Source organism: Opitutia bacterium (genome assembly GCA_016217545.1).
GTDB lineage: Bacteria > Verrucomicrobiota > Verrucomicrobiia > Opitutales > Opitutaceae > Didemnitutus.
Window position 1 is genome coordinate 81076 of the sequence record JACRHT010000012.1, and the last position, 22922, is coordinate 103997.

Sequence of the window (22922 nt, forward strand, 5' to 3'; positions counted from 1 at the left end):
CTCAGGGTTGGAAGGTTTCGTGGGCGGTGCCGCGACGGACAAGGATCTTGGCCAGCGCCTCACGGGCACGGAGGATGTCGGTTTTGACCTTGGAGAGGGAGACGCCGAGTTTCTTGGCGATGTCCTCGTAAGGCATGTCTTCGAAGTGAAACAGGATCAGCGGCACGCGCTGGTGATCGGGCAGTTTGGAGAGGGCCTGCTCGATGTATTCGCGGCGTTCGGAGGAATCGACGCCGACGAAAAACGTGTCGGGCGCGGCGAACTCGACCTCCTTCTCCTCACCCTCGTCGTTGCGGTGGACGAGGTCGGAGAAGAAGCTCCAACGCTTCTTGTAGCGCTGGATGTGGTTGATCGACATGTTGGTCGCCACCGTCTTCAGCCAGCCGCCGGCCGTCGGGCTGCCGGCGAGCTTTTCCCAATGCTCGTGGGCTTTGATGAATACCTCCTGCGCAATATCCTCCGCTTGCGTCTCATTTCCGATGAGCCGCACGGCGGTGGAGTAGACCATGTCTTGGTAGTTGCGCATGAAGGTGGTGAAGTCGGTCGGGACCGTCATCCCGTCTGAGTTCGTTTGCACTGGAGTTGTGTCGTGCATCAGAACACCTCCGCGCCGGTCGAAGTTGCAGAAAGTTTCGCCACCAAAAACGACTGTGAACCAGCGAGTTGAATCAGCGTCAAACGACCCGATTCGAGACCGCCGAACGAACGCCCGCGAGCGGGCATGAGGCGGGAATCACCCACGACGCCCTCCCCGACCGGCAGTCTTGGTCCCAGTCGGCTTGCTGTCGATGATCCACTTCGCCGCCGCGAGGGCGTGAATCTCGGTGCTATCCAGGATCGGTTCGCTGAAATCGTCGGGCTTGAGCAACAGGCCGAGCTCGGACGAACCGAGCACGATCGCCTGCGCGCCTTGCTCGCGGAGCTCGCCCGCGAGACGCAGCAGTGTATCGCGCGACGATTCGCGCACGATGCCGCGACAAACCTCGCCGTAGATGATGCGGTCGAGTTCATCCAAATCCCGCGCGTGCGGCTGCAAGACGGCAATCGGCTTCCGTGGCCGGCCGGGCTCCGGTTTGTCCTTCGGCCGTTCGAGCAGGAAATCGTGCTCCAGCGTGAAACGCGTGCCGAGCAGACCCACGCGGGTGACGCGCGCGCCGCGGAGCTCTTTCAGGACGGCATCGCCGAGGTGGAGCAGCGGGATATCGACCGCGGATTCCACGTGCTCTGCGACGTAGTGCATGAGGTTCGAGCAAATCAGGACGCCGTCCGCGCCGGCGCGTTCGAGCGTGCGCACGGCTTCGGCGAGCATGGCCCCGGCGTCGTTCCAGCGGTTTTCCTTCACCAACGTGTCGAGCGACTGGAACTCGAGGCTATTGATGATCATCCGCGCCGTGTAGAGGCTGCCGAAGCGGCTGCGCACCGTCTCGTTGATGAGGCGGTAGTAGAGAGCGGTCGATTCCCAGCCGATGCCGCCGATGAGGCCGAGGCAGTTCATGCGATTGCGTGCGGACGCGTAGCCATCGTGTGTGCCGCCCATCGGATGCCGCGCGCGCCGCGATGGCAAGCGGCGAGAAGAAATCGATTTTCCTGCAATTAGAACTCGTGAACGCACGTTTTTGATGCCGCGCGCCCGTTGCGACACCGCGGCCGAATCGGACTATTGCGCCAACGCTTTCACGCCATGGCTCAATTCCTCACCCCCGACCCGAAAGTTGAATCCGCCGTTCGCGCCAAGGGCGAACAGCTCTTTGCCCTCATGGACAAGCAGCCGCCGCCGGCGCTGTTCTCCAAGAAAGGCGCCTACGCTCGCCTGATGGATTGGTCGATGAAGGACCCGGCGTTCAAGACGCAGCTCTTCCGCTTCGTCGACGTCCTCCCCTCGCTCAACTCCTCCGGCGAAATCGTCCGCCACCTCCAGGAATACCTCGGCGACAAAGCCGTGGAGCTCAACCCCGCGCTCAAGGCCGGCCTCGCCGCCTCGTCGTTCGCGCCCGCGCTCGTCGCCGGCCCGGTGAAGGCGCAGATCGTCGACATGGCCGGGCAATTCGTCGCCGGCGAGACGGGCGAAGACCTGCTCAAGCAGATCAAAAAGAACATCAAACTCGGCATCGCCACGACCATCGACCTCCTCGGCGAAGCGGTCGTGAGCGAGGAAGAGGCCGACGTGTTCCTGCAGCGCAATCTCGAGATCCTCGACTCGGTCTCGAAGTTCTACGCGAAGGAGCCCGAGCCGTGCTTCAGCGATCTCGGCCCCGACAACAAGCCGCTCCCGCGCCTCAATCTCTCGGTCAAAATTTCCGCGCTCACGCCCGACGTCCATCCGGCCGATCCGGAAAACTCGATCAAGGCGCTCAAGCACCGCCTCCGCCCGATTCTCCGCCGCGCCATCGAAGTCGGCGCGCTGGTGAATTTCGACATGGAGAGCTACAAGCTGAAGGACCTCACGCTCGCGCTCTTCAAATCGATCTTCGAGGAACCCGAGTTCGCGCAAAAGCCCGCCATCGGCATCGCGATGCAGGCCTACCTGCGCGACGCCGAGCAGGACATCCGCGACATCGTCGCGTGGGCGCGCAAAAACAACCGCCCGCTCAACATCCGCCTCGTGAAGGGCGCGTATTGGGACGCCGAGACCGTCCTCGCCCAGCAGCGCGAGTGGCCGATCCCGGTGTGGCAAAAGAAGCCCGAGTCCGACGCGAACTACGAGAAGATGACCGTGTTCCTCCTCGAGAACGCCGACATCATCACGCCGAACTTCGCGTCGCACAACGTCCGCTCGGTCTCTCACGCCATCGTCCAAGCCGAGCGTCTCGGCGTGCACCCGAAGCACTACGAGTTCCAAGCGCTCTATGGCATGGCCGACGAGCTCAAGGCCGCGCTGCTCCAGATGGGCCACCGCGTCCGCGAATACAGCGCCATCGGCGAACTGTTGCCCGGCATGGCGTATCTCGTCCGCCGCCTCCTCGAGAACACTTCCAACGAAGGCTTCCTCCGCATCAAAAACATGGGCGAAGCCTCGAAGGAGCAGCTCCTCGGCAACCCCGTCAACGCCCTCGCCGCCGCCACTGAGCCGCTCGCGCGCAAGCCGCGCCCGGCCGGCGCGTTCGTCAACGCCGCCAACACCGACTACACGCTCGCCGCCAACCGCGAGAAGCAGCGCGTCGCGTTGAAGCAGTTCGAGGCGACCCAGCTCGGCAAGAAGTGGCCCGTGATCATCAACGGCAAGAAGGTCACCGACCGCCCGTTCCTCCCGTCCGTCAACCCCGCGCGTCCCGCGCAGGTCGTCGGCTACTGGGCCAAGGGCACGGTGCAGGACGCCGAGGACGCTGTCGCCGCCTCCGTCGCGTTCTTCCCGAAGTGGCGCGCCACGCCGGTCGACGATCGCGCGAAAATGCTCGAGCGCGCCACCGACCTCATGGAGTCGCGCCGCATGGAGATTAATTCGCTGCTCATCCTCGAAGCCGCGAAGCCGTGGGTCGAAGCCGACGCCGACACGTCCGAAGCGATCGACTTCCTGCGCTTCTACGCCGTCGAGATGCGCCGCATGGCGAAGCCCGTCGTCACGCAAAAAGTCCCCGGCGAACACTGCGTGCAACAGTGGACGCCGCGCGGTGTCGGCGTTTCGGTCGCGCCGTGGAATTTCCCGCTCGCGATCCTCACCGGCCTCACGGTCGCGCCGCTCGTCGCGGGCAATTGCATGATCATCAAACCCGCGCGCCAGACCTCGATCATCGGCGCGTTCCTGATGGACATCCTCACGCAGGCCGGCGTGCCCGCGGGCGCGTTGCACTACCTGCCCTGCTCCGGCGCCGACGCCGGCGCGCACCTCGTCGCGCACCCGAAGATCGATTTCATCGCCTTCACCGGCTCGCGCGAAGTCGGCCTCGGCATCTACGAGGAGGCGGGCAAGACCAAGCCCGGCCAGCTCAACCTCAAGAAGGTCGTGTGCGAGATGGGCGGCAAAAACGCCATGATCATCGACAACGACGCCGACATCGACGAGGCGATCCCGGCGTGTCTCTACAGCGCGTTCGGTTTCGCGGGCCAGAAGTGCTCCGCGCTCTCGCGCCTCATCGTGCTCGAAGGCGTTTACGACAAATTCGTCGAGCGCTTCCTCTCCGCGTGCCCGACCTTCCCCGTCGGCGATCCGTCGCTCCCCGGCACGATCGTCAATCCAGTCATCGACGACGCCGCGCAGAAATCGATCCTCGGCTACATCGAAGCCGGCAAGAAGGAGTCCAAGCTCGCCTGGCAAGCCACGCTCACGCCCGAGCAGATCGCGAGCGGCGGCTACTTCGTGCCGCCGACCGTGTTCACCGGATGCAAACCCGACCACAAGATCGTCCGCGAGGAAATCTTCGGCCCGGTCGTCGCGATCCTCAAGGCCAAGGACCTCGACGAAGCCTTCGCGATGGCGAACGACAACGACTACGCGCTGACCGGCGGCTTCTTCTCGCGCAGCCCGCGCGCAATCGAGCGCGCCCGCGAGGAGTTCCTCGTCGGCAACCTCTACATCAACCGCGGCAACACCGGCGCGATCGTGGAGCGCCATCCGTTCGGCGGCTTCAAGATGTCCGGCGGCGGCACGAAGGCCGGCGGCCGCGAGTATTTGGAAAACTTCCTCTTTCCGCGTCTCATCGCGGAGAACGTGCTCCGCCGCGGCTTCACGCCGCCGGAAGAGAACGAGTAAGCGACACCCCCGCCCGAAAGGGCGACCCACCAAGCACACGCCATTGCTGGCTGTTACCTCCCCCAAGCAAACAAGGCGCGCCGCAGAAAAGCGGCGCGCCTTTTTCTTTCGCCCTTGCCTCATGCAATCGACTCAGGTTGCGTTTCTCCGGGCCTCCTGCCGACGACCGTGTCGGTGCGATGGCCCTTTTTGCATGCACTGCTCCATTAGACGTCTCGCCGCACTGACCTGCATTCCGGCATTAGCTCTTCTCTTCGGTTCCTGCGCGCAGAACCTGGCTTCGCCCGCGCCCGCAACCTCGGCGGCTCCCTCGCCTGAAATTGACGCGCTCCTCGCCCGGATCGACTCAGCCTACGCCGCCGCGCGCACGATGAGCGCCGATTTCCGCTACACCGTGAAATCCGACGTGCGCAACCAAGAGGTGATCGGGCATGCGCGGCTGATGAAGCCCAACTACGCGCGTCTGACCCTCACTCGCATCGCCGAGCCGGCGTTTCCCAACCTGATCGGGTCGGATGGCTACATGACCTACACCTACGTGCCGAAAAATTTCCGCGGCGGCCGCAACCCGATCTCGACTCCACTGAACCCTGAGTTCCGCACGCCCGCCGATCCGAGCGCGCCGCGAGAGATTTCCACGCGATCAGCGGTGTCTGATCGTATTATCACAAACCGCACCTTCGAACCGGGCCCGCACGACCCTGATCTCGCCGCACGTCAGGCCTCGGGCCTCGAGGGCGGCGGTCTCATCGACGCAACGGTCACCGACCCCCGGGGTCGCGATCTTCGCCTGTGGGACAGCATCGCGCTGCACGCGTTCTTCGACCCGCGGGTAGCGCTGCGCATGCTCTATTTCCGCATCCCGAGCGAACTGAAGATGGAAGCTCCGCAAACCATCAACGGCGTCACTTACACGGTGATTTATCACCGCTACGAAACGGGCAACATCGAGGGAGGCGAGCTGTCCGCGTTCGATCAGCGCGTATTCGTGGGGCCGGACAATCTCATCCACCGCTACGAGCTGCGCTTCGTCTCGAACGGCAAGCCTGGCTTGCAGCTCATGGAGCTGAGCAACGTGCGGATCAACGAGCCCATGCCGGTCGAATCGTTCTCCTTCACGCCTCCGCGTTAGGCGGAGCGCCCGTTAAACCGTGGCGGGCGGCAAGCCCGCGCCACTTTTCCGCCTCAGCGGCTGAACGTCTCCGACGCGGCCGCCTTGTTCTCACCACTTCAGCGCGCGGTAGATTGTCCGGTAGTAACCCCAGAACGGCTGCTCGGAATCGACGACCTCACGCTGCACGGCGATGATCTTCGGCACCTCGCCGAGGCGCTCCACGGCTTCGTAATCCTTGCGCGCCATCGCGGCGAGCACCTCGCCGTGATGGCGGAAATACGCCGGGTTTTCGACATACTCGGTCACCGTGCGATGCACGTCAGCCTTCTCCGGCGGCGGTGGCATCGTGTAGGTGAGCTGCTCCTTGAATTCGTGCAGGTCGATCCACGCCGTCTCGATCACGCCCTTCACCGCCTCGGGATCGAGGTAACAGCCGCGCTCGAACGCGAGGTCTCGTTCCGCCTTCTCGAAAATCACGGCGCGCAGGTAGCGCGCGATTTCCGTCCGACCTTTTTCGCGATTGTCCAGATAGGCCGCGCGCCAGCGGATCTCGTTTTCGAACTTCCGATAATTTTCCCGGTGCTTGGGCAGCTTGGCGGCGGCGAGCGCCTTCTCGAAGTAACCCAGCACCTCGCCGCCTTTCAGGCGGACGCCGTCCATCTCGACGTAGCCGAGCAGCGCCCGCAGGAAGAGCACGTATTCGCCGTCCTCGATCGAGTCGTCGCGTGACTTGTCACCCGGATACGGCACGACCTCAAGCGCATCAGCCTCCTTGAGCTTCGCGCGAGCTACGTCGAATTTGCCGGCAAATAGCGCCTCAAGGCCCGCACTCGCCGCCGCCTCGGACTGCGCCTGGTGCAGGAGGTAGCGCTCGCTTGTCACTCCCGCCTCCGTCTTGGCCGCGAACGCGAAATCCCCGGCGGCGAAAGCCAGCCGGAACTCGAGCAGGTCGCCGCCTTTCAGGTTTTTCCAGCGCGGATCCGCTTTCAGCTCGAGCAGGCGTCGCATCAGCAGCGAGCAGTCCGCGTTCAGTCGCTGAAGCGCGGCCGCGTCGAGGTCCTCCGAGTGAAAATTCCACACGTTCCGGCCCTCGTCGAAGTGCGGAGCGACCTGCGGTGCGAGCGCGCGCAGCATCAGCTCCGGCGCGAGCAGGCCGAACGAGGCGCTGTCCTTCGCGTTGGCCTCCGCGGGCTGGAGCGCTTCGCGGGCGTCGGTGATTCGGCGCGGGATGATCTGCGCCCAAGTCCATTGCAGCGCCACGGCGGGCACGGCGCGCAACTCCGCCGCGATTTCCGGCAACGGCCCGGCGCTGCGCGTGCGATTCACCTCATCGATCCACGCGGTGAGATCCGCGTAAGCCGTGGCGGCGGGCGAAGCACCGCGCAGGGAACTCACGAAGGCGCTCAACTCCGCCGGATAAACTCCCCCGGTGTGCGTCGGCAACTGGAGGTTTTCGATCTCGTAGCCGAGCTGGTCGCGCTGCTCGAGCAAGGGCAGCAGGTCGAGCGTGCCGGTGAGGTCACCGGCCTTCCGTCGCAGTTGCGCCAGCGTCAGCAGAAACGGCCGGTCGTGAATCTGGATCGCGGCGACGTAGGTCGAATAATCCGCCTCGAAGGCCCGGCAAATCTGGCGCCACGGCAGCGGCCCCGGCAGCGATTTCTCCTCGGCGAGCAACTGCCGCAGCGTCCACGCGCGCGTCTCGAGTCGGAGGAAAGTCGGTTGTGCTTCCTGAGCCTTCGCGGTGCCCAAGTGGGGCGGAAGCCAGTCGTTGAAGTGCGCGTGCAGCAGGCCGGGCGGAAGTCCTTCCGTCGGCGCTCCGCTTTCGGTGCTGTCGGTCGGCGCGGGATAGTTCGCGCACGCGCCGCTCATCCGCACCAGCTGCCCGATGCGCGCCGTGCACTCCTGCTGCCGCGCGGCGTCAGCCTCAGGCACGGTCAGCCGCTCGAAGGTCGCGAGCGCGGCGCCGATTCGGTAGTGATCGCCGAGGCGCAACGCGTCTTCGGGCGTGTCGAGGGCGTTATCCACGGCGAAAGGTTCGTGCTGCGTCTGCCAGAGATCGATCGCGCGTTTCAGTCGCGCATCACCGGGCGCGAGCGGCGCGCCACCGGTGATTTCCGCGATGGTGTTCAACAGGTCGCCGTCGGGCCAAGCCGACGGGAGCGCCTTCACTTCGCTCAGCGGCCAGTTCGGCGCGAGCGCGCGCAATCGCGCCAGATTCTCGACCGCGAGCGCCGCGCTGTCCGCGTCGCCTTCGTTGGGAGTCGAGGCGAACAGCTGCGCCGCCTTTTCGAGTTCTTCACGGAAAGTCGCACGATCGGACGCGGGCTCGGCTCCGACACGCAGCGCCAGCCAGCTGGCGAACAGCCGGCGGCGAGCGGCCAACGTCGGCAGCTCGAGCTCCGTCTTCGTCAGACTTTCCACGACCGTGCGCAGCTGCGCAAATCGCGCACTGCGGCCCGCCATCGCCCCCGGCTCGTTCCGACGCTGCCGCGCCTGCGCGACCAACGCCTCGATCTGGAATCGCTGCGCCGCCAGCTCGGGCGCACCGGGCTCCAGCCGCGCGCAAGCGGCTCGGTCCGCGTCGAGTTGCGCGCGCAAGCGAGCCGTCGCCGGCAGCTCCGCCGCGCCGAGCGCCGAGGCGGCCTGCAAGCGCTCCTCGGCCACATCGAGCTGGCCGTTTTCGAGGGACGTCGCGGCGTCCTCCATGAGCGCATCCAACTGAAAGGCGCCGAAGTCGTAGGGCTCCTCCGCGAGGTCGTCGGCGACGACCGCGCCTTGTTGTTGCCGCCAGTAAACGTGATCGGCGATCCGCGCGAACGCGGCGGGGCGGATGTCGTCGCTCGCGCCGGCCTGCGCGAACGCGTCCGGAAATTCCTTCTTCAGCTCATCGAGCCGCGTCCGCGCCGCCTCGACGTGCCCGGTTTTCAAACCGGCCCACGCCACGCCAGCGCGCGCGGTGACGTCTTGCGGGAACTTTTGCAGCACGGCGAAGAAATCCTGCTCGGCCTGTTTCCATTGCTCGAATCGCAACAGCCACACGCCGCGCTCACGCAAGAACGCGAGCCGCGCTTCGCCGCCCGTGGGTTCAGCCGGTGCGTCGACCGCGCGGTCGATCCGCGCGCGGGCGCTGCGGCAGGCGTCGGTTTCACCGGCGCTGAGGACGCTCGCGGCGGCAAGCAGCGCGCCCAGCGTCAGTGGAAGGAGAAGGCGGGCAAATTCCCGGGGAATTTTCATCGGCTCGATGGGCGGCATTCGCAATGCGCCGGGAACCGAGATCGGCCCTGCGGGCGCAGTCGAAATGCAGTCGCGCCTCTCTCGCCATCGCAATCCCCACCCGCGAGCCTACGCGGTTTCGCGTAGTTTCCCGGGGCGGAAATCAGCTGCGGTGGCCCGAGCCGCTAGACGCCGGCGTAGGCCAGCACGTCGTCGACGCCGTAGTCGTTCGCGCCGGGTTTGAGGTAGCGCGCGATGCCGCGCACGTCGTCGCCGGCGGTGACGATCGGCGGTTCGACGCTGCCATCCGCACCGCGTTGGCCGAGGCCGATGGCGGCGAGCAGGCCGTTGCAGAGGCATTTGCGGCCGACGGTTTCGGCGATGTCGCCGCCTTTGGCCGCGAACTTGTCGGCGGGCGCGGCGGGACAGCGAAAACCTACCGCGCCGTCGGGCTGCGCGTAGGCGTCGCGGAGGTAGCCGAGATCGCATTTGCGCGCACGCGCGTCGTAGACCGCGGCGTCGGCCACGGTGCCGGGAAGATCGACGACCTTGAACGGCATGCCGGTGGGCGACGCGCGTGGGTCGGTGCGGAGATCGAGCGCACCCTCGCGGGCCTTCGCGAGCGCGGCAGCTTTGATTTCCGGCGTGAGCCCGCTCTCGCGACAGAAGGCGAAAGGCGTGCCGACTTGCACGCCGGCGGCGCCGGCGGCCTCGGCGGCGCGGAGCGCCTCGGGCGTGGCTTGCGAACCGGCGAGGTAGAACGGCAGGCCGATCGCTTTGATGGCGTTGAGATCCGGTGTGTCGCGCGGGCCGTAGATGGGTTCGCCGCGCTCGTTGAGCGTCGTGCCGCCGCGCGGCGGCGCGTTGTGGCCGCCGGCCGTGGCGCCTTCGACGACGAAGCCGTCGACCTTGCCGCTGGACTTGCGGGCGAGCGTAAGGGCAAGAACCGACGAGGAAACGATCGCGAGGAAGCGCGGGCGCGGCAGCGCGAGCTTTTCGCCCGGCAACAGCGTGGCGGGATCGAGTGTGATGGCGTGCTCGTCCTTGGTGCCTTCGACGGTGACGCGCATCTCGGCTTTCTCACCGGCGGCGAAGCGGTCGAGGATGCCGGGGATGGATTTCGGAATGCCGGCGCCCATCAGCACGTAGTCGACCTTGGCGAGCATGGCGCCGTAAAGCGAAGCGAGCGTGGGCAACTGGATTTTCTCGAGGAGATTGATGCCGACAACGCCGTCGTGCTTTTCCTTCGCGAGGTAAACCTCGACGAAGTTCGCCGCGGCGGTGAGGCCGAGCAATTCGGCCGCGGAATCGAGCGAAAACATCGGCGCGAGCTTGTAGGGCTGGCCACGGGCGATGCCGCCGGACACGAAGTATTTCTCGAGGATTTGCCCGACATTCGGCAGCGGGCACGCGTCGAGCGCGCGGCGCATCGCGCCGTCGAGATCGCCGTCCTGCAGGCGGCGGACGAAGACGGTGTTCAGTGCCGTGCCGGAAACGACGCCGAGGTGCCCGCGCAACGAGACGGCGCGGGCGAGATTCCAATTCGAAACACCGATGCCCATGCCGCCTTGAATCAAGCGCGGCCAGTGCGTGGGGGGATTGGTCCAATGCATGACGCCTCAATTGCGAGGCCGCGCGCCGCGCGAGGTCAATCACGGGACCCGTCACCTTGGCGCATATCTTGCCGAAAACTGGGCGTGAACGCGTCGAGGCGCTATTTCGCGGGAAAAATGCGCGTGGTGAAATTCGCCGCGGCGCCGCGCGTCTCGAGAAAAAGCGTCTCGCGGCGACGGGGCGGCACGTCCGGCGTGTCGCCGTGCCAGAGGCGGAACTCGCCGGCGCACTCGATCTCGACGATGAGTGTGCGTGCGCCGAAGCGCACGGGAACCACGGCGCGGTCGCGGAACGTCGCGCCGCGCACCTCGCGCCAGTAACCGAACGGCTCGGGGCGACCGTGAGCGAAATCGGGCGCAGCGGAGAATTCGGAGCCGAGTTGCGCGGCACCTTCGAGCTGGAGGGTGAAGCCGAGCGCGTGTGGGTGGCCGTCATCGGTGGCGAGCTCGACGCGATCGACGAACGCGTCGCCGGAGATCTCGATCGTGCGGCGAGCGCGGGCGTGCGGCGTGTAGCGCGGTTGCTCGACGCTCAGGCGCGCGGGCGCGGCGGAGAATTCGAGCACGCGGCCGAGTTGCGGGGATTGCGGGATGCCGTCGACGCGCGGCCATTGTTTCGCGTCGTTGAGCGCGGCGAGGTCCTCGCCTTCGCCGTCGATGAGCGGGACGTTGTGATTGGCGCCGCGAGCGAAGTAGCCGCGGTGCATCGGCGAACCGTAGCCCGTGGTGCCGGTGTCGTGGCTGACGTCGATGCCGTCGAAACTCGCGGACCAGTTAAGCGCCTCGGGCTGCGCGTGCGAACGCTGGAGCTGGCCGTAGTGGACGAAGACCTGCCACGGGCCGGACTTGAGCACGGCCATGCGCGAGGACTCGAGGAGGCGCGTCGTCACGACGGGCAACTCGGGCAAGGTCGGTGCGGCGGGCGGCGGATCGAGCAAGGTGTCCCAATCGCGGCGCTCGGCGGCGGCTTGGAGACCAAGCGCCGTGGGAAACACGCGGTAGGCCGACGCGAAGAGCGAGCGATCGGGTGCGGTGCCGGGCGCGCCGCTGTCGGCGGGATTCGGGAGCTTGCCGTCGGGGAAACGCAGCGTGAGCAGGCTGAGCAGGAGGTTTTGCGCGATGTTGAGTTCGTCGGCGAGCTCGGCGGCGCGACCGTGGAGGCCGGCGGCGGTGAAGAGCGAGAGCGTGGCTTGCGCCACGTAGGCGTTATAGCCGAGCGATTGCTCCCACCAGAGGTAGTCGCTCGTCACACCCTCGGCCATCTGGCGGCGGAGGCCGAAGCGGCCGTCGAGCGCCTCGCGCCACATCGCTTCGTCGCCGAGGAGCAGCGCGACCTGCGCGACGGCGCCGCGTTGCCAGACGGCGATGTTGTGGATCGCCTGGAAATTCTTGTTCAGCACGGCGACTTCGGGGCGGAAGAGTTTTTCGGTCCACGCGGCGCGGCGATCGGCGGTAACGGTCTCGCCGAGGAGGCGCGCGGTGTCGGCGAATTTGATCAGGCCGTTCGCCTCGCTGAGCGTCTGCCAGAAGAGGCGCGCGCCGGTGCGCGTCGGTGCGTTCTCCGGTGGCGAAGGCCACTTCAGGTAGTTGTCGGCGTAGAAATCGAGCTGCGCGGCGGCCCAGTCGGCGTAGCGCGGCTCACCGGTGAGCCGCGAGAGCTTCGCGGCGCGGACCATCATGGCGAGGTGACGGTCGCGGAAGCCGACGACCCACCACGCGTGGAGTTTAGGCGTGATGGAGACGTGCGGATCGGAGGGGCTGGAGAAATGATCGATCTCTTCGCCGGGGATGCGGTCGACCCAGGTGAGGCGCGAGGCGTCCTTGGGACTGATGCCGTCGTGCGACCAGCCAGCGATCCACTCGACGCGGTCGCGGTGGCGGGAGATCCAGGCGTCGAGCTCCGCGTGTTCGCGGGCGAGCCATTTTTGCCAGGCGGGGTCGCTGGCGACACGTTCGCGGGCGCCGGCCCAATCTTCGCGGGCGGCACGCCACGGTTGGCCGGCGGCGGCGTAGATCTTCCAGTCGCGGAACTGGGCCGCGGGATCGGGCTTGGGGAAACGCGGAGCGGCGGGTGCCGCGGCGGCGAACGAAGCGAGAAGCAGGAACGAGAGCGGCAGCGCGCGCATGGCGCGGGGAGAGTCGCGCGGGACGACGAACGCGTCAACGGCGAGGAGCCGGGAGATTTTCCGCCGCGCGAGACGGAGAGAATTTTCCGCGCGCAAGGAACGCGAAGGAGCGTTGCGCCGGGGCCCAGCGGTGCCGCTTTATCTCTTCTGCTGCTGGCGCCAGCGGCGGACGCCGAAGAGCGCGAGACCGGCGCCCATGAGCATCGCGCCGTAAGTGGAGGGCTCGGGAACGGGCCGCCACGGACGGACTTCGTTGCCGTGATCAAAGCCTTCGGAGGGATAGTCGGTCGTCCAGATCGTGTCGTTGCCGACCCAGGAACCGGACGGGGCGAAAGTGACGAGGTTGAGCGGCGAGGTCGCCTTGTTGCCCGGATCGTTCGCCACGATGAAGAGGTCGTTGAAGTCGTTCCAGTTGGCGACGGAGAGCGTGTAAGAGGTGAGCGAGAGCGTCGTGAAGTTAACGACGGAGTCGGTGCTCGCGAAATCGATGATGGAGTTGCCGGTGACGCTGAGGGTGCCGAAGGTGGTGGTGGTGCCATTGAGCTCGAGGGTGCCGCCGTTGAGCTGGATGTTGATGCCGGAGTTGTTGAAGTCGGCGCCGAGGCGGAGCGTGGAGCCGGCGTTGACGACGATGGTGCCGGTGCCGAGGAGCTGGGAGACTTCGAGGAGGGAGAGGCCGCCGTCGAGGGTGAGCGTGGAGTTGCTGCCGAAGTCGAGGGTGCCGAGGCCGGCGAGAGTGCCGATCTTCTGGGCGAAGCCGACGAGCGACATGGTGGCGCCGCTGTCGATCTGCAGGTCGATGGTGGAGCTGTTGAGGGCGTTGTTGGCGCCCATGGCGAGCGTGCCGGCGGAGACGGTGACGTTGCCGGCGAAGGTGTTGGTGCTGTTGGAGAGCGTGAGGGTGCCGGCGCCGTCCTTGGTGAGCTGGGAGCTGGCGGTGCCGGTGAGCTGGCCGGCGATGGTGGTGTTGGCGGCGCCGCCGACGGTGAGGGTGTTGCTGCCGACGGCGACGGTGTTGTTGAGGGCGAGCGAGCCGGCGTCGGTGTTGATGCGGACGTTGGCGTTGGCGATGGTGATCGCGCCGCCGATGGTATTGTCGCCCGCGATATTGCGGAGAGCGCCGGTGTTGCCGATACCGGTGCCGCTGAGGCTCATGGTCTCGTTGCCGATGGTGAGATTGGCGCCGCCGTTGTAGTTGATGTCCTTCTGGAGCTGGAGGGCGGCGCCGTCGGCGACGGTGACGCCGGCGACGGTGGTGCCGAGGCCGTAGGTGTGGCGAACGTTCACGACGCCGGAGTTGATCGTGGTCACGCCGTCATAGGAATTGTTGCCAGTGAGCGTGAGGGTGCCGCTGCCGTCTTTGGTGAGAGTGCCAGTGCCGGTGCCGATGGCGCCGTTGATCCAGGTGTCGCCGGAGCCGCCAACGGTGAGGTTGCTGTTGTTCGCGCTGGTGACGTTGCCGTTGAGGGTGAGGCGGTCGGCGTCGGAATTGATGCGGCTGCTGGAGGCGAGGTTGACGATGCCGTTCCAGGTGTTGTTGCCGGCGAGATTGCGGAGGGCGCCGTCGTTGGCGATGCCGGTGCCGTTGAGCGTGAGGCGCTCGAGGCCGATGGTGACGTCGTTGCCGCCGTTGTAGGCGACGTCCTTCTGGATCTCGAGGGCGGCGCCGTTGGCGACGGTGGTGCCGGCGTTGACGTCGTTGGAGTTGTGGCCGCCGAGCGCGGTGTCGGTGCGGATGTTGAGGACGCCGGCGTTGACGTTGGTGGCTTCGGAGTAGGTGTTGTTGCCGGCGAAGGTCATGCGGCCGGCGCCGAGTTTGGTGACGCCGCCGGAGACGACGCTGGCGGTGAACAGCAGGTCGTCGTATTGGGCGCCGTTGGCGACGGTGATGTTGCGGTTGCCGGCGGCGGGGGTGAGCCAAAATTGGTAGCCGGTGACGGTGGCGGTGTCGGGGGAGGAGCCGACGTTGACGTCGCCGTTGAGAACGAGGGTGCCGCCCGCGCCGAGGGCGATGGTGCCGCCGTTGAGCGTGAGGCCGTTGATGGTCTCGTAGGTGCTGTTGAGGTTGAACGTGCCGTAGCGGTTGACGGTGACGTTCACGTTATCCGCAAGTTTTTCGATGCCGTAGCCGGTGGCGTAGAGGAGCGTGGCGGAGTCGGTGCCGTTGCCGATGGTGATGTCGCCGCGAATGGTGGTGTTGCGGAAGCCGACGGCGTTGTTGGTGGCGAGGACGAGCGTGCCGCGATTGACGGTGGTGGTGCCGGTGAAATTGTTCACCTGCCACTGGGAGTTGAGCCAGACTTCGCCGGTGCTGTTCACGACGAGATTGCCGGCGGTGCCGGTGCCCATGGCGCCGATGAACACGGTCTTGCCGGGGCCGTCGACGGTGAGCGTCTTGGTGCCGAGATCGATCGTGGTGCCGGTGGTGCCGACGTAGAGGCGGTCACCGAGGGTGCCAGAATTGACCGTGCTGTCGGCAGTGAGAGCGATGTTGCCGTTGAACCAGTTCACGTCGCCGCTGACGTTGCGGAGCGTACCGCCGGCGAGGGTGATGGCGTTGGAGGCGGTGACGCCGCCGCCTTGGATTTCAAGGGTGGCGCCGGTGTTCACAGTGGCGGAGCCGGAGCCGAGCGAGGTGGCGTTGCGGATGTTGATCGTGCCGCCGGAGACCGTGGTGTTGCCCGTGTAGTTGTTGGCGGCGGAAAGGGTCAGGGTGCCGGAGCCGGTCTTGGTGAGGCCGCCGGTGTTGGTGTTGGCGAGCGAGGAGGCGAAGGTAACGTTGTTGCCGTTGGTGTCGACGGCGATGGCGCTGGAGCTGTTGCCGATGCGCGACGAAAGGTCGGTCGTGATGCCGCTGCCGTATTGGAGCGTGCCGCCGGTGAAACGGACGGTGCCGGCGGTGCCGAGGGCGACGGCGTTGTTGGCGACGACCGTGCCGCCAGCGAGCGTGGTGCCGCCGGTGTAGCTGTTGGCACCGGAGAGCGTGAGCGTGCCGGCGTCGTTTTTGATGAGGGCGCCGCCGCTGCTGTTGATCTGGCTGGAGAAGGTCGTGTTGCCCGCGCCGGCGATGGTGAGGTTGTAGGCACCGAGGTCCGTGTAGGAAGCGAGCGTGAGGCTGCCGGCGGTGGATTTGATGGTGGCGGCGCCGCCCAGCAGGATCTGGCCGCTAAGGGTGTTCGAACCGGAGAGGTTGTTGATGGCGCCAGCGGAACTGACGCCGGTGCCGGTGATCGTGAAATCGCCCTCGCTGACCGCGATGTTATTGGAAAGCTCGAGGGTGGCGCCGTTGGCCACGGTGTTGCCGAACGTCGAGGTGCCGAGCGCGCCGCTGTTGGTGATCGCGAGCGTGCCTCCGTTGATGAGTGTGGGGCCGACGTAGGTGTTCGCGTTGGAGAGAACGAGGCGTCCGGCGCCGGCTTTGGTGAAGTTGGCGTAGTAGGAATTGCTGACGACGCCGGAGAACGTGGTCGTGCCGGTGTTGTCGACCGTGATCGTGCGGTCGCCGGCGCCGAGACTGAACGTGCCGGAGAGAGTGAGGTCCTGCGAGCCGCCGATGGTGAAATTCGCGTTCGCGACGGTGTTGTTGGTCAGCGAGCGGGCGCCGCCACTGGCGCTGAGGGTGCCGCCTGCGATCGTGAGGGTCCCGCTGCCGAGCGCAGAGTTATTGCCGACGGCGAGGGTGCCGGCGTTGAGGGTCGTGCCGCCCGTGTAGTTGTTGGCGGCGTTGAGGATGAGCGTGCCGGCGCCGGACTTGGTGAGGCCGCCGGTGTTGGTGTTGGCGAGCGAGGAGGCGAAGGTGACGTTGTTGCCGTTCGTATCGATCGCGATGGCACTGGTGCTGTTGCCGATGCGGGAAGAATAGTCGGTGGTGATGCCAGAGCCGTATTGGAGCGTGCCGCCGGTGAAGCGGACGGTGCCGGTGGTGCCGAGGGCGTTCGCGGAATCGGCACGCAGAGTGCCGCCCGCGATGGTCGTGCCACCGGTATAGCTGTTGTTGCCGGAGAGCACCCAAGTGCTGTTGCCGCTTTTCGTGACCGTGCCGCCCGTGCCGTTGATCGTCGAGCTGACGGTGCCGAGGCCGGAGCCGTTGCCACCCAGGGTGAGCGTGTTCGTTGCGCTCGTGGTGATGCTGCCGCCGGTCGTGGAAATGGTGAGCGCGCCGGAGCTGCCAACGTTGAAACTCGACGCGGCGCCGAGCGTAAGGCGGAAATTGGCACCAGTGAGCGTCTGGCCCGAGTCGTCGTTGTTGGTGATGCCCGTCGCCCCGAGCGTGTAGGTGCGCGTCGGGCCGCTCGTCTTGCTAATCGTGAAGGCTCCGGCTCCGTTCGCGAAAGTGATGCCACCAATCGTGTAGTTCGAACCGACCGAAATGGTGCCGCCAGTCGCGCCCCCGATGGAGGCGAACTCGCCGACCGCGTTGACGACGTTGTTGCCGGACCAATTGGTAGTCGTATCCCAGTTGCCGCCACCTGCCGGCAACCAATTCACAGTCTGCGCGGGCAACGACGCCGCGAGCCACGCCATCGATCCCAATACCGCCGCAGAAAACCGCACACCACGGAGCGCAATTCTCCGGAGCAGGGCGTCGGCAATAGCAGTGGAGCGGGCGCGCATGGGGTTCCTGATACTACGAAAGTCAAAGGGTTGCCCCGGAAGAGTCCATCACAAATTAGGGATAAACACCTAGGACTTGGTGGACCACTTGGGGTCTACACGCCAAATCCTAGCCTAAATCCTAGGGTCTTACTCCCATAAATTGACTTGCTCACCCCGCAAGCGGCCGGTCTAATCGGCCCTACGGACAAAATCTGAGGTCACCCATGAAACTGAATCTACCCCGTTTTGCACTCAGCTGCTTCGCGATGCTGGCCGGACTCGCGAGCGCCAACGCCCAAGTCGGGCCAGGCACTCCCGAGGTCACCTACAACCCAGGCTTGACCCGAGTTGAGGGCGACCAGCCGCTCACCCGCACCGTCTACGTGGCGATCACCTCGCCTTCGAACGTCCCTGTGGGCTCGTCGACTTCCATCACGCCTGTTTTCAGCATGCTGAGCCAGCCGGCTGGCATCCCTGACGCGGTCGCGTTGAGTTACGTTTCGTTCAACCCTTCGACGCTGACCTTCACCGGCCCGGGACAAACCATCCTCGCCCGCGTCGACCTCGCCTTCCCCGACGGCGTGCCCGGCGGCCTCTACGCCTACAAGTTCCTCACTCCCGGCTGGCCGGTCGGCACGCAGGATCTGGGCGGCTTCCTCAATGCCACGATCTATCCCGCGCCGCCGCCCCCGGGCCCGCCGACCGTTGAAATCACGTCGCCGGTCGCGAACGCGCAATTCACCTACAATCCGGCCGTCGGCCTTCAGGTTCCCATCACCTTTCTGGCGAATGCTCCCGTGGTTTCCCCGCTGCGCACCGTGGTCGGCGACGTGAACGGCATTTCCATCACGCCGCTGCAACAAGTCACCAATACCGACGGCTCCGTCACCGCGACCGGTTCCGTCAACATCACGGCCCCGGGCACCTACACCATTACCGCCCGCGCCACGAATGACGAAGGCACCGCCACCGACGTCAGCGACTTCACCGTCGTCCTCTCCGTCCCTCCCCCGACGGTCGCCATCGCCTCGCCGGTCAACGGCAGCACCTACACGCTCCCGGCTTCCGGCCCGCTCAGCGTGCCCTATTCGTTCAGCGGTCACAGCTTCTACGGCGGCATGCGAACGCTCACCGCCACGCTGAACGGGCAACCGGTCACGTTCACTCCCGCCGGCATCGGCACCTTGGACGCCACCGGCACGGGCGACTTCTCGATCACGACCGCCGGCTCCTACGAGCTCGTCGTCACCGGCACCGACGACTACGGCTCCGCGACCGCGCGCACGACGTTCACCGTCACCTCGGCCACCAACGCGCCGCGCCCCTGCATCAAGATCAATTCCCCGGATAACTGCGCCGTCTACACGCGCGTAGCTGGCTCCGGTCCCACGCTCATTCCGTTCTCCTACACCGGCGTGGCCGGCACCGGGTTCACCATCAGCTCCCTCACCGGCACGCTGAACGGCTCCCCGGTCACCGCTACGGTCACGGGCATCGGCACCCAAACCGCCACGGGCACCGGCACGTTCTCCATCACCACCGCGGGCACCTACACGCTTTCGGCCACCGCCAAGAGCGGCAACTCCGTCGCCTCGACCTCCGTCACCTTCAGGGTGAAGGAAGTCCAGCCCCCGCAGGTCACCTGCAGCGTCAACTGGATCGCTCCCACCTCCGGATGCACCAGCTACAAGGGCGGCGCCAGCGTCGGCATCAAATTCGAAGTCAACTGCCGCGAATGCCGTTCGCGTGACGACGATGATTGTCACTGGGGCTATCGTTCGCGTGACGACGACGATTGCCACCGGGACTACTCCGGTTGCGATCGCAACTATTACGGCTGCGACCGCAATTACTCCGGCTGCGACCGTGACGGCTACAGCTCCTCCTACACCGCCGTCGATCGCACCGTGGTCGTATCCGTTTCGGAGATCTACTCCAACGGCTCCGCGGGCGCGCCGCGCCTCTACGCCTACGGCGACACGGCGACCAGCTCGACCTACACCATCAAGAACGGCAACGACTACACGCTGAACTTCGGCACCGCGTCCGGCAAACACCGCTACCGGATCGAAGTCTATCGTCCGAAATCGGGCGGCGGCACCGAGCTCCTCGGCCAGCGCGAGTTCACTACCAAGTAACCCGCTCCGACTCCCCTTCCTCCAAGGCACGGCCCGCGCCGTGCCTTTTTTATTTCTTCTTCGCGGCCGGCGGCGGCTGCGCCGCCCGGTCCGCCATCATCCGTTCCAGCACGGCGTAATTCAGCTCGGCCGACACCGGCCGCACCACCGACAGCAGGAACAACGGTGACCAACCCTTCCCCCGCAGCCGCTCCTCGATTTTTTGCTGCGCGACCAAGCTCGCCGCACTCTCTCCAGAGAAAAGCTTTCGCAATTCAGGCAACGCGTCCACCTGCCCGGCCAGGGCCGCCGCGCAAAACACCGCCGCCGCCGCCTCGTCGCGCGCCGCCGTCGCCGGCAGCCGCAGGCACGCCGCCCGCACTTGGTCCAGCAATGCCGCGTTCGGATAGCGGATGAGATGCTGCCCGACGATCGCGATGCCCGCTGTGCCATCGTCGCCGCGCGCGCCGATCAACACCGACGCTTCGCGCTGCAACGACGCCGGATTCCGGCCCACCGCGTGGACCGCCAAAGTCAGTCGCGCCACATCCCGCCCCGAGAGGCTCGCCCGCGATTGCCGCAGCAGGTCCAGCGCCTCGAACGTGTCGCCAAACTCGATCAACCGCTCGCCCCGGTGCATGATCGCATAGGGCGAACTTGGCCGCGGCGCCGCAGCCAGCGCCTTCCGCGCGGCGGACACATCGCCGCGCCGCAACTGGGCCTCCAGCGCGCACACTTCGCGCGCCACCGCCGGCACCTTGGGGTTGTTCGCCACCTTGGTCAGCAAATCCCAATTGCGCTCCCACCGCGCCGACGTGAGCAGAGCATGCGTCCACGCCGCCGCCGCTTCCGGTTCGGCCATCAACTGGATTTGCGCCAGCCCCGCCACGCCCGCCATCTGACCGCGGGCGAGCATGCTCCGGCACCAGATCCGCGCGATCTCGTTCGCATGGTCCGGGTGCTGCTGAAACATCTGCCGATAAAATCCGTCGACCGTCTCCGGCTGGATCAGGTGCAGCAACTGCGCCAGCAACATGCCGCTCGCATAGTCGCCCGGGTTCAGTTGCCGCGCCACCAGCAGGCTCGCGATCGCCTCCCGCGGCCGGCCGTCCGCCAGCGCCGCTTCAGCCTTCTCGCGAAACAGGTCCGCCCGCACCTGTTTCAATTCGTGCCAGGCGCGCGGCCAGAAAACCTGCCGCAAACTCACCCGATACCCCACCCAACGCATGCCGCCCCACGCCAACAGTCCGCCGAGGAGGACCACGGTGGCCAGCGCGCCCGCGTGACTCGCCCACACCCGGCCCCAATACGGCCGCACCTGCGCGGGCGGCACGCTGCACACCCACTCGCCCTTCGCGCTCTTCATCAGCAGCGGACAGACCCGCTGCTGAAACCGCTCCGGCTTCGCCCAGAAAATCACCGCGTCGCACCGCACATCGCCGCCCGAGCCTGAATCGCTCGGATTGTGGCAGGGGCAATGCCCCTTGCGCCCGCGCGCGACGAAGATCGTCTTGCGCGCGTTCCACCACCACCACGCGCCGATCGTCCGGAACCAGTCGGCGAGCCAGCGTTTCATCCCGTCGAGAAAACGGCCCGCCCCACAATGGCGCAAGCCGCATCCCCGCTCAATGCCCCGCGCCGGCCGAGTGCTCCTGGATGTATTCGTTCTTCAGGCCGAGCGTCTCCGGCGCGTGCAGCACGAGCATCTTCATGCGGATGTCGCCCGGCACCTTCGCCGCCGTGAGCTTCGAGACGACGATCATCAGTGTGATCGCCAGCGGGACCGTCCAGATCGCCGGCTGCTCGCACAGGATGCGGAGCAGCGGATGCTCTTTCCAAAACGCGTTCATCGGCGCGAAGCCCGCGAACAGCTTCCCCATCGGCCCCTTGTCGAGCGCGAGATTGCTGATGTTGACGACCGTCGCCGCGCCGAGCGCGAACAACCCGCCGCTCAACATGCCCGTCGCCGCGCCGGTCATCGTCATGCCACGCCACCACACGCTCATGAACAGCAGCGGGAAATAGCTCGCCGCTGCGATCGCGAACGCCTGGCCGACCATGAAATTGATCTCGAGCGGCTCGACAAAACAGCCGAGCCCGATTGCCACGGCGCCGATGGCGACCGCCGCGATCTTGAACATCCGCAACCGCTCCTCCGCCGTCGCGTGCGGCTTGAGCATGCGCCCGTAGACGTCGTGCGCCAACGCACCCGTCATCGAGACGAGCAATCCACTAAACGTGCTCATGAACGCCGCGAACGCACCCGCGCACGTGATGCCGCTCAAAATGCTGCCCCACACGCCGCCGACCACACGCGGCAACTCGAGCACGATCTTGTCCGTGCCCTTCGCGCCGGCGCCCGCGTAGAGCTCGGGCAGCAAATTTCTGCCGATCACACCGAACACCGGCGGGAACACGTAGAAAATGCCGATCAAGATCATCACCCACATCGTCGTGCGCTTCGCCGCCACGCCGTCGGGGTTCGTGTAGAACCGCACCAGGATGTGGGGCAATCCCGCCGTGCCGCACACCAGCGCGATGATCAGCGAGTAAGTGTAGAGCAGCGAATACGGCCGCGCTTGTTCCGCGTTCAGACCCGCCGCCTTCGCCGCCTTCGTCGTCAGCGGTCCGAACGGCGAAACCCACGCGGTGTCCGCCGGGGCTTTTTCCACCAGCGGCTTCCGCTCGACGCTGTAGCCGGGGTCGCCGACCCCGGCCCGGCCAGCCTCAACGAGGCCGGCTACAGTGGCGGCCGGTTTCGCCGCCGCGAGCGCGCGACCGTCGTTCGCCCCGACGTGCGCACCGTAGAACCCGTAAACCGACATCAGCACGAACACCGGCACGCTGATCGCGAACATCTTCATCCAATACTGGAACGCCTGCACCAGCGTGATGCCCTTCATGCCACCGAGCGCGACGTTCAGCGTGATCACCGCACCGACCGCCACCACGCCGACCCAGTAAGGCAGGCCGGGGAAAATGTAGGCCAGCGTCGTGCCCGCGCCCTTCATCTGCGGCATCGTGTAGAAAAACCCGATGAACAGCACGAAGCACACCGCGATTTTCCGGAACAGCGGCGAGTCGAACCGACCCTCCGCGAAATCCGGGATCGTATACGCGCCAAACCGCCGCAGCGGCCCCGCGATAAACAACAGCAGGAAAAGGTAGCCGCACGCGTAACACACCGGATACCACAACGCGTCGTAGCCGCTCGACATCACCATGCCCGCGATGCCCATGAACGACGCCGCGGAAAGATACTCGCCGGAAATCGCCGACGCGTTCCATCCGACCGACACCGAGCGGCCCGCGACAAAGAAGTCGCTCGCCGTCTTCGACGTTTTCGCTGAGCGGAAACCCATCCACACCGTCACGGCGACCGTGACGAACGAGAATCCGAAAATCCACGGATCGACGCCGCCGAGCATGCCGGTCGCGGCCACGAAAAGAGGCAGC

11 protein-coding genes are annotated in these 22922 nt (G+C 66.3%); 3 read left to right on the forward strand and 8 right to left on the reverse strand.

What is annotated here, in order from left to right:
- Position 1 precedes the first annotated feature (1 nt).
- Positions 2–556, reverse strand: a complete 555-nt coding sequence (locus tag HZA32_07445) for an RNA polymerase sigma factor (protein ID MBI5423906.1) — start codon at positions 554–556, stop codon at positions 2–4.
- Positions 557–733: 177 nt separating this feature from the next.
- On the reverse strand, positions 734–1495 hold the full coding sequence (locus HZA32_07450) for an amino acid racemase (GenBank protein MBI5423907.1): 762 nt from the start codon (positions 1493–1495) through the stop codon (positions 734–736).
- Positions 1496–1681: 186 nt separating this feature from the next.
- On the opposite strand from HZA32_07450, the gene HZA32_07455 reads away from it, so the two are divergent.
- The gene (locus HZA32_07455; protein ID MBI5423908.1) at positions 1682–4687 is read left to right on the forward strand and encodes a bifunctional proline dehydrogenase/L-glutamate gamma-semialdehyde dehydrogenase; all 3006 of its coding nucleotides are present in this window, start codon (positions 1682–1684) and stop codon (positions 4685–4687) included.
- A 193-nt stretch (positions 4688–4880) separates the two neighbouring features.
- Complete coding sequence (locus tag HZA32_07460) at positions 4881–5819, forward strand: hypothetical protein (GenBank protein ID MBI5423909.1); 939 nt, start codon at positions 4881–4883, stop codon at positions 5817–5819.
- Between the two features lie 90 nt (positions 5820–5909).
- On the opposite strand, the gene HZA32_07465 is transcribed toward HZA32_07460, so the two are convergent.
- The 4 genes from HZA32_07465 to HZA32_07480 form a co-directional block, all read right to left on the reverse strand.
- A complete protein-coding gene (locus HZA32_07465; GenBank protein MBI5423910.1) occupies positions 5910–9035 on the reverse strand; it encodes a hypothetical protein in 3126 nt (1041 codons plus the stop codon).
- 164 nt (positions 9036–9199) lie between these two features.
- Complete coding sequence (locus HZA32_07470; protein MBI5423911.1) at positions 9200–10627, reverse strand: nitronate monooxygenase; 1428 nt, start codon at positions 10625–10627, stop codon at positions 9200–9202.
- A gap of 101 nt (positions 10628–10728) precedes the next feature.
- A complete protein-coding gene (locus HZA32_07475; protein ID MBI5423912.1) occupies positions 10729–12753 on the reverse strand; it encodes a heparinase II/III family protein in 2025 nt (674 codons plus the stop codon).
- Between the two features lie 138 nt (positions 12754–12891).
- Positions 12892–17367 (reverse strand): autotransporter-associated beta strand repeat-containing protein, encoded by a 4476-nt coding sequence (locus HZA32_07480; protein ID MBI5423913.1) that lies wholly within the window; start codon positions 17365–17367, stop codon positions 12892–12894.
- A 206-nt stretch (positions 17368–17573) separates the two neighbouring features.
- Here HZA32_07480 and HZA32_07485 point away from each other — a divergent pair, with 206 nt between their 5' ends.
- Positions 17574–19487: a hypothetical protein gene (locus tag HZA32_07485; GenBank protein ID MBI5423914.1), complete on the forward strand. Its 1914-nt coding sequence runs from the start codon at positions 17574–17576 to the stop codon at positions 19485–19487.
- 49 nt (positions 19488–19536) lie between these two features.
- Here the strand turns inward: HZA32_07485 and HZA32_07490 are convergent, their stop codons facing one another.
- Both HZA32_07490 and HZA32_07495 read right to left on the reverse strand, forming a co-directional pair.
- Positions 19537–21042, reverse strand: a complete 1506-nt coding sequence (locus HZA32_07490) for a hypothetical protein (GenBank protein MBI5423915.1) — start codon at positions 21040–21042, stop codon at positions 19537–19539.
- A 49-nt stretch (positions 21043–21091) separates the two neighbouring features.
- Positions 21092–22894, reverse strand: a complete 1803-nt coding sequence (locus HZA32_07495) for a cation acetate symporter (protein MBI5423916.1) — start codon at positions 22892–22894, stop codon at positions 21092–21094.
- Positions 22895–22922: the final 28 nt, after the last annotated feature.

What these genes read in the sequence shown, in the direction of transcription:
- HZA32_07445 (MBI5423906.1), bottom strand. Translation starts at nt 556, where the DNA reads ATGACGGTCCCGACCGACTTCACCACCTTCATGCGCAACTACCAAGAC.
- HZA32_07450 (MBI5423907.1), bottom strand. Translation starts at nt 1,495, where the DNA reads ATGAACTGCCTCGGCCTCATCGGCGGCATCGGCTGGGAATCGACCGCT.
- HZA32_07455 (MBI5423908.1), top strand. Translation starts at nt 1,682, where the DNA reads ATGGCTCAATTCCTCACCCCCGACCCGAAAGTTGAATCCGCCGTTCGC.
- HZA32_07460 (MBI5423909.1), top strand. Translation starts at nt 4,881, where the DNA reads ATGCACTGCTCCATTAGACGTCTCGCCGCACTGACCTGCATTCCGGCA.
- HZA32_07465 (MBI5423910.1), bottom strand. Translation starts at nt 9,035, where the DNA reads ATGAAAATTCCCCGGGAATTTGCCCGCCTTCTCCTTCCACTGACGCTG.
- HZA32_07470 (MBI5423911.1), bottom strand. Translation starts at nt 10,627, where the DNA reads ATGCATTGGACCAATCCCCCCACGCACTGGCCGCGCTTGATTCAAGGC.
- HZA32_07475 (MBI5423912.1), bottom strand. Translation starts at nt 12,753, where the DNA reads ATGCGCGCGCTGCCGCTCTCGTTCCTGCTTCTCGCTTCGTTCGCCGCC.
- HZA32_07480 (MBI5423913.1), bottom strand. Translation starts at nt 17,367, where the DNA reads ATGCGCGCCCGCTCCACTGCTATTGCCGACGCCCTGCTCCGGAGAATT.
- HZA32_07485 (MBI5423914.1), top strand. Translation starts at nt 17,574, where the DNA reads ATGAAACTGAATCTACCCCGTTTTGCACTCAGCTGCTTCGCGATGCTG.
- HZA32_07490 (MBI5423915.1), bottom strand. Translation starts at nt 21,042, where the DNA reads ATGAAACGCTGGCTCGCCGACTGGTTCCGGACGATCGGCGCGTGGTGG.
- HZA32_07495 (MBI5423916.1), bottom strand. Translation starts at nt 22,894, where the DNA reads ATGCTCGGCGGCGTCGATCCGTGGATTTTCGGATTCTCGTTCGTCACG.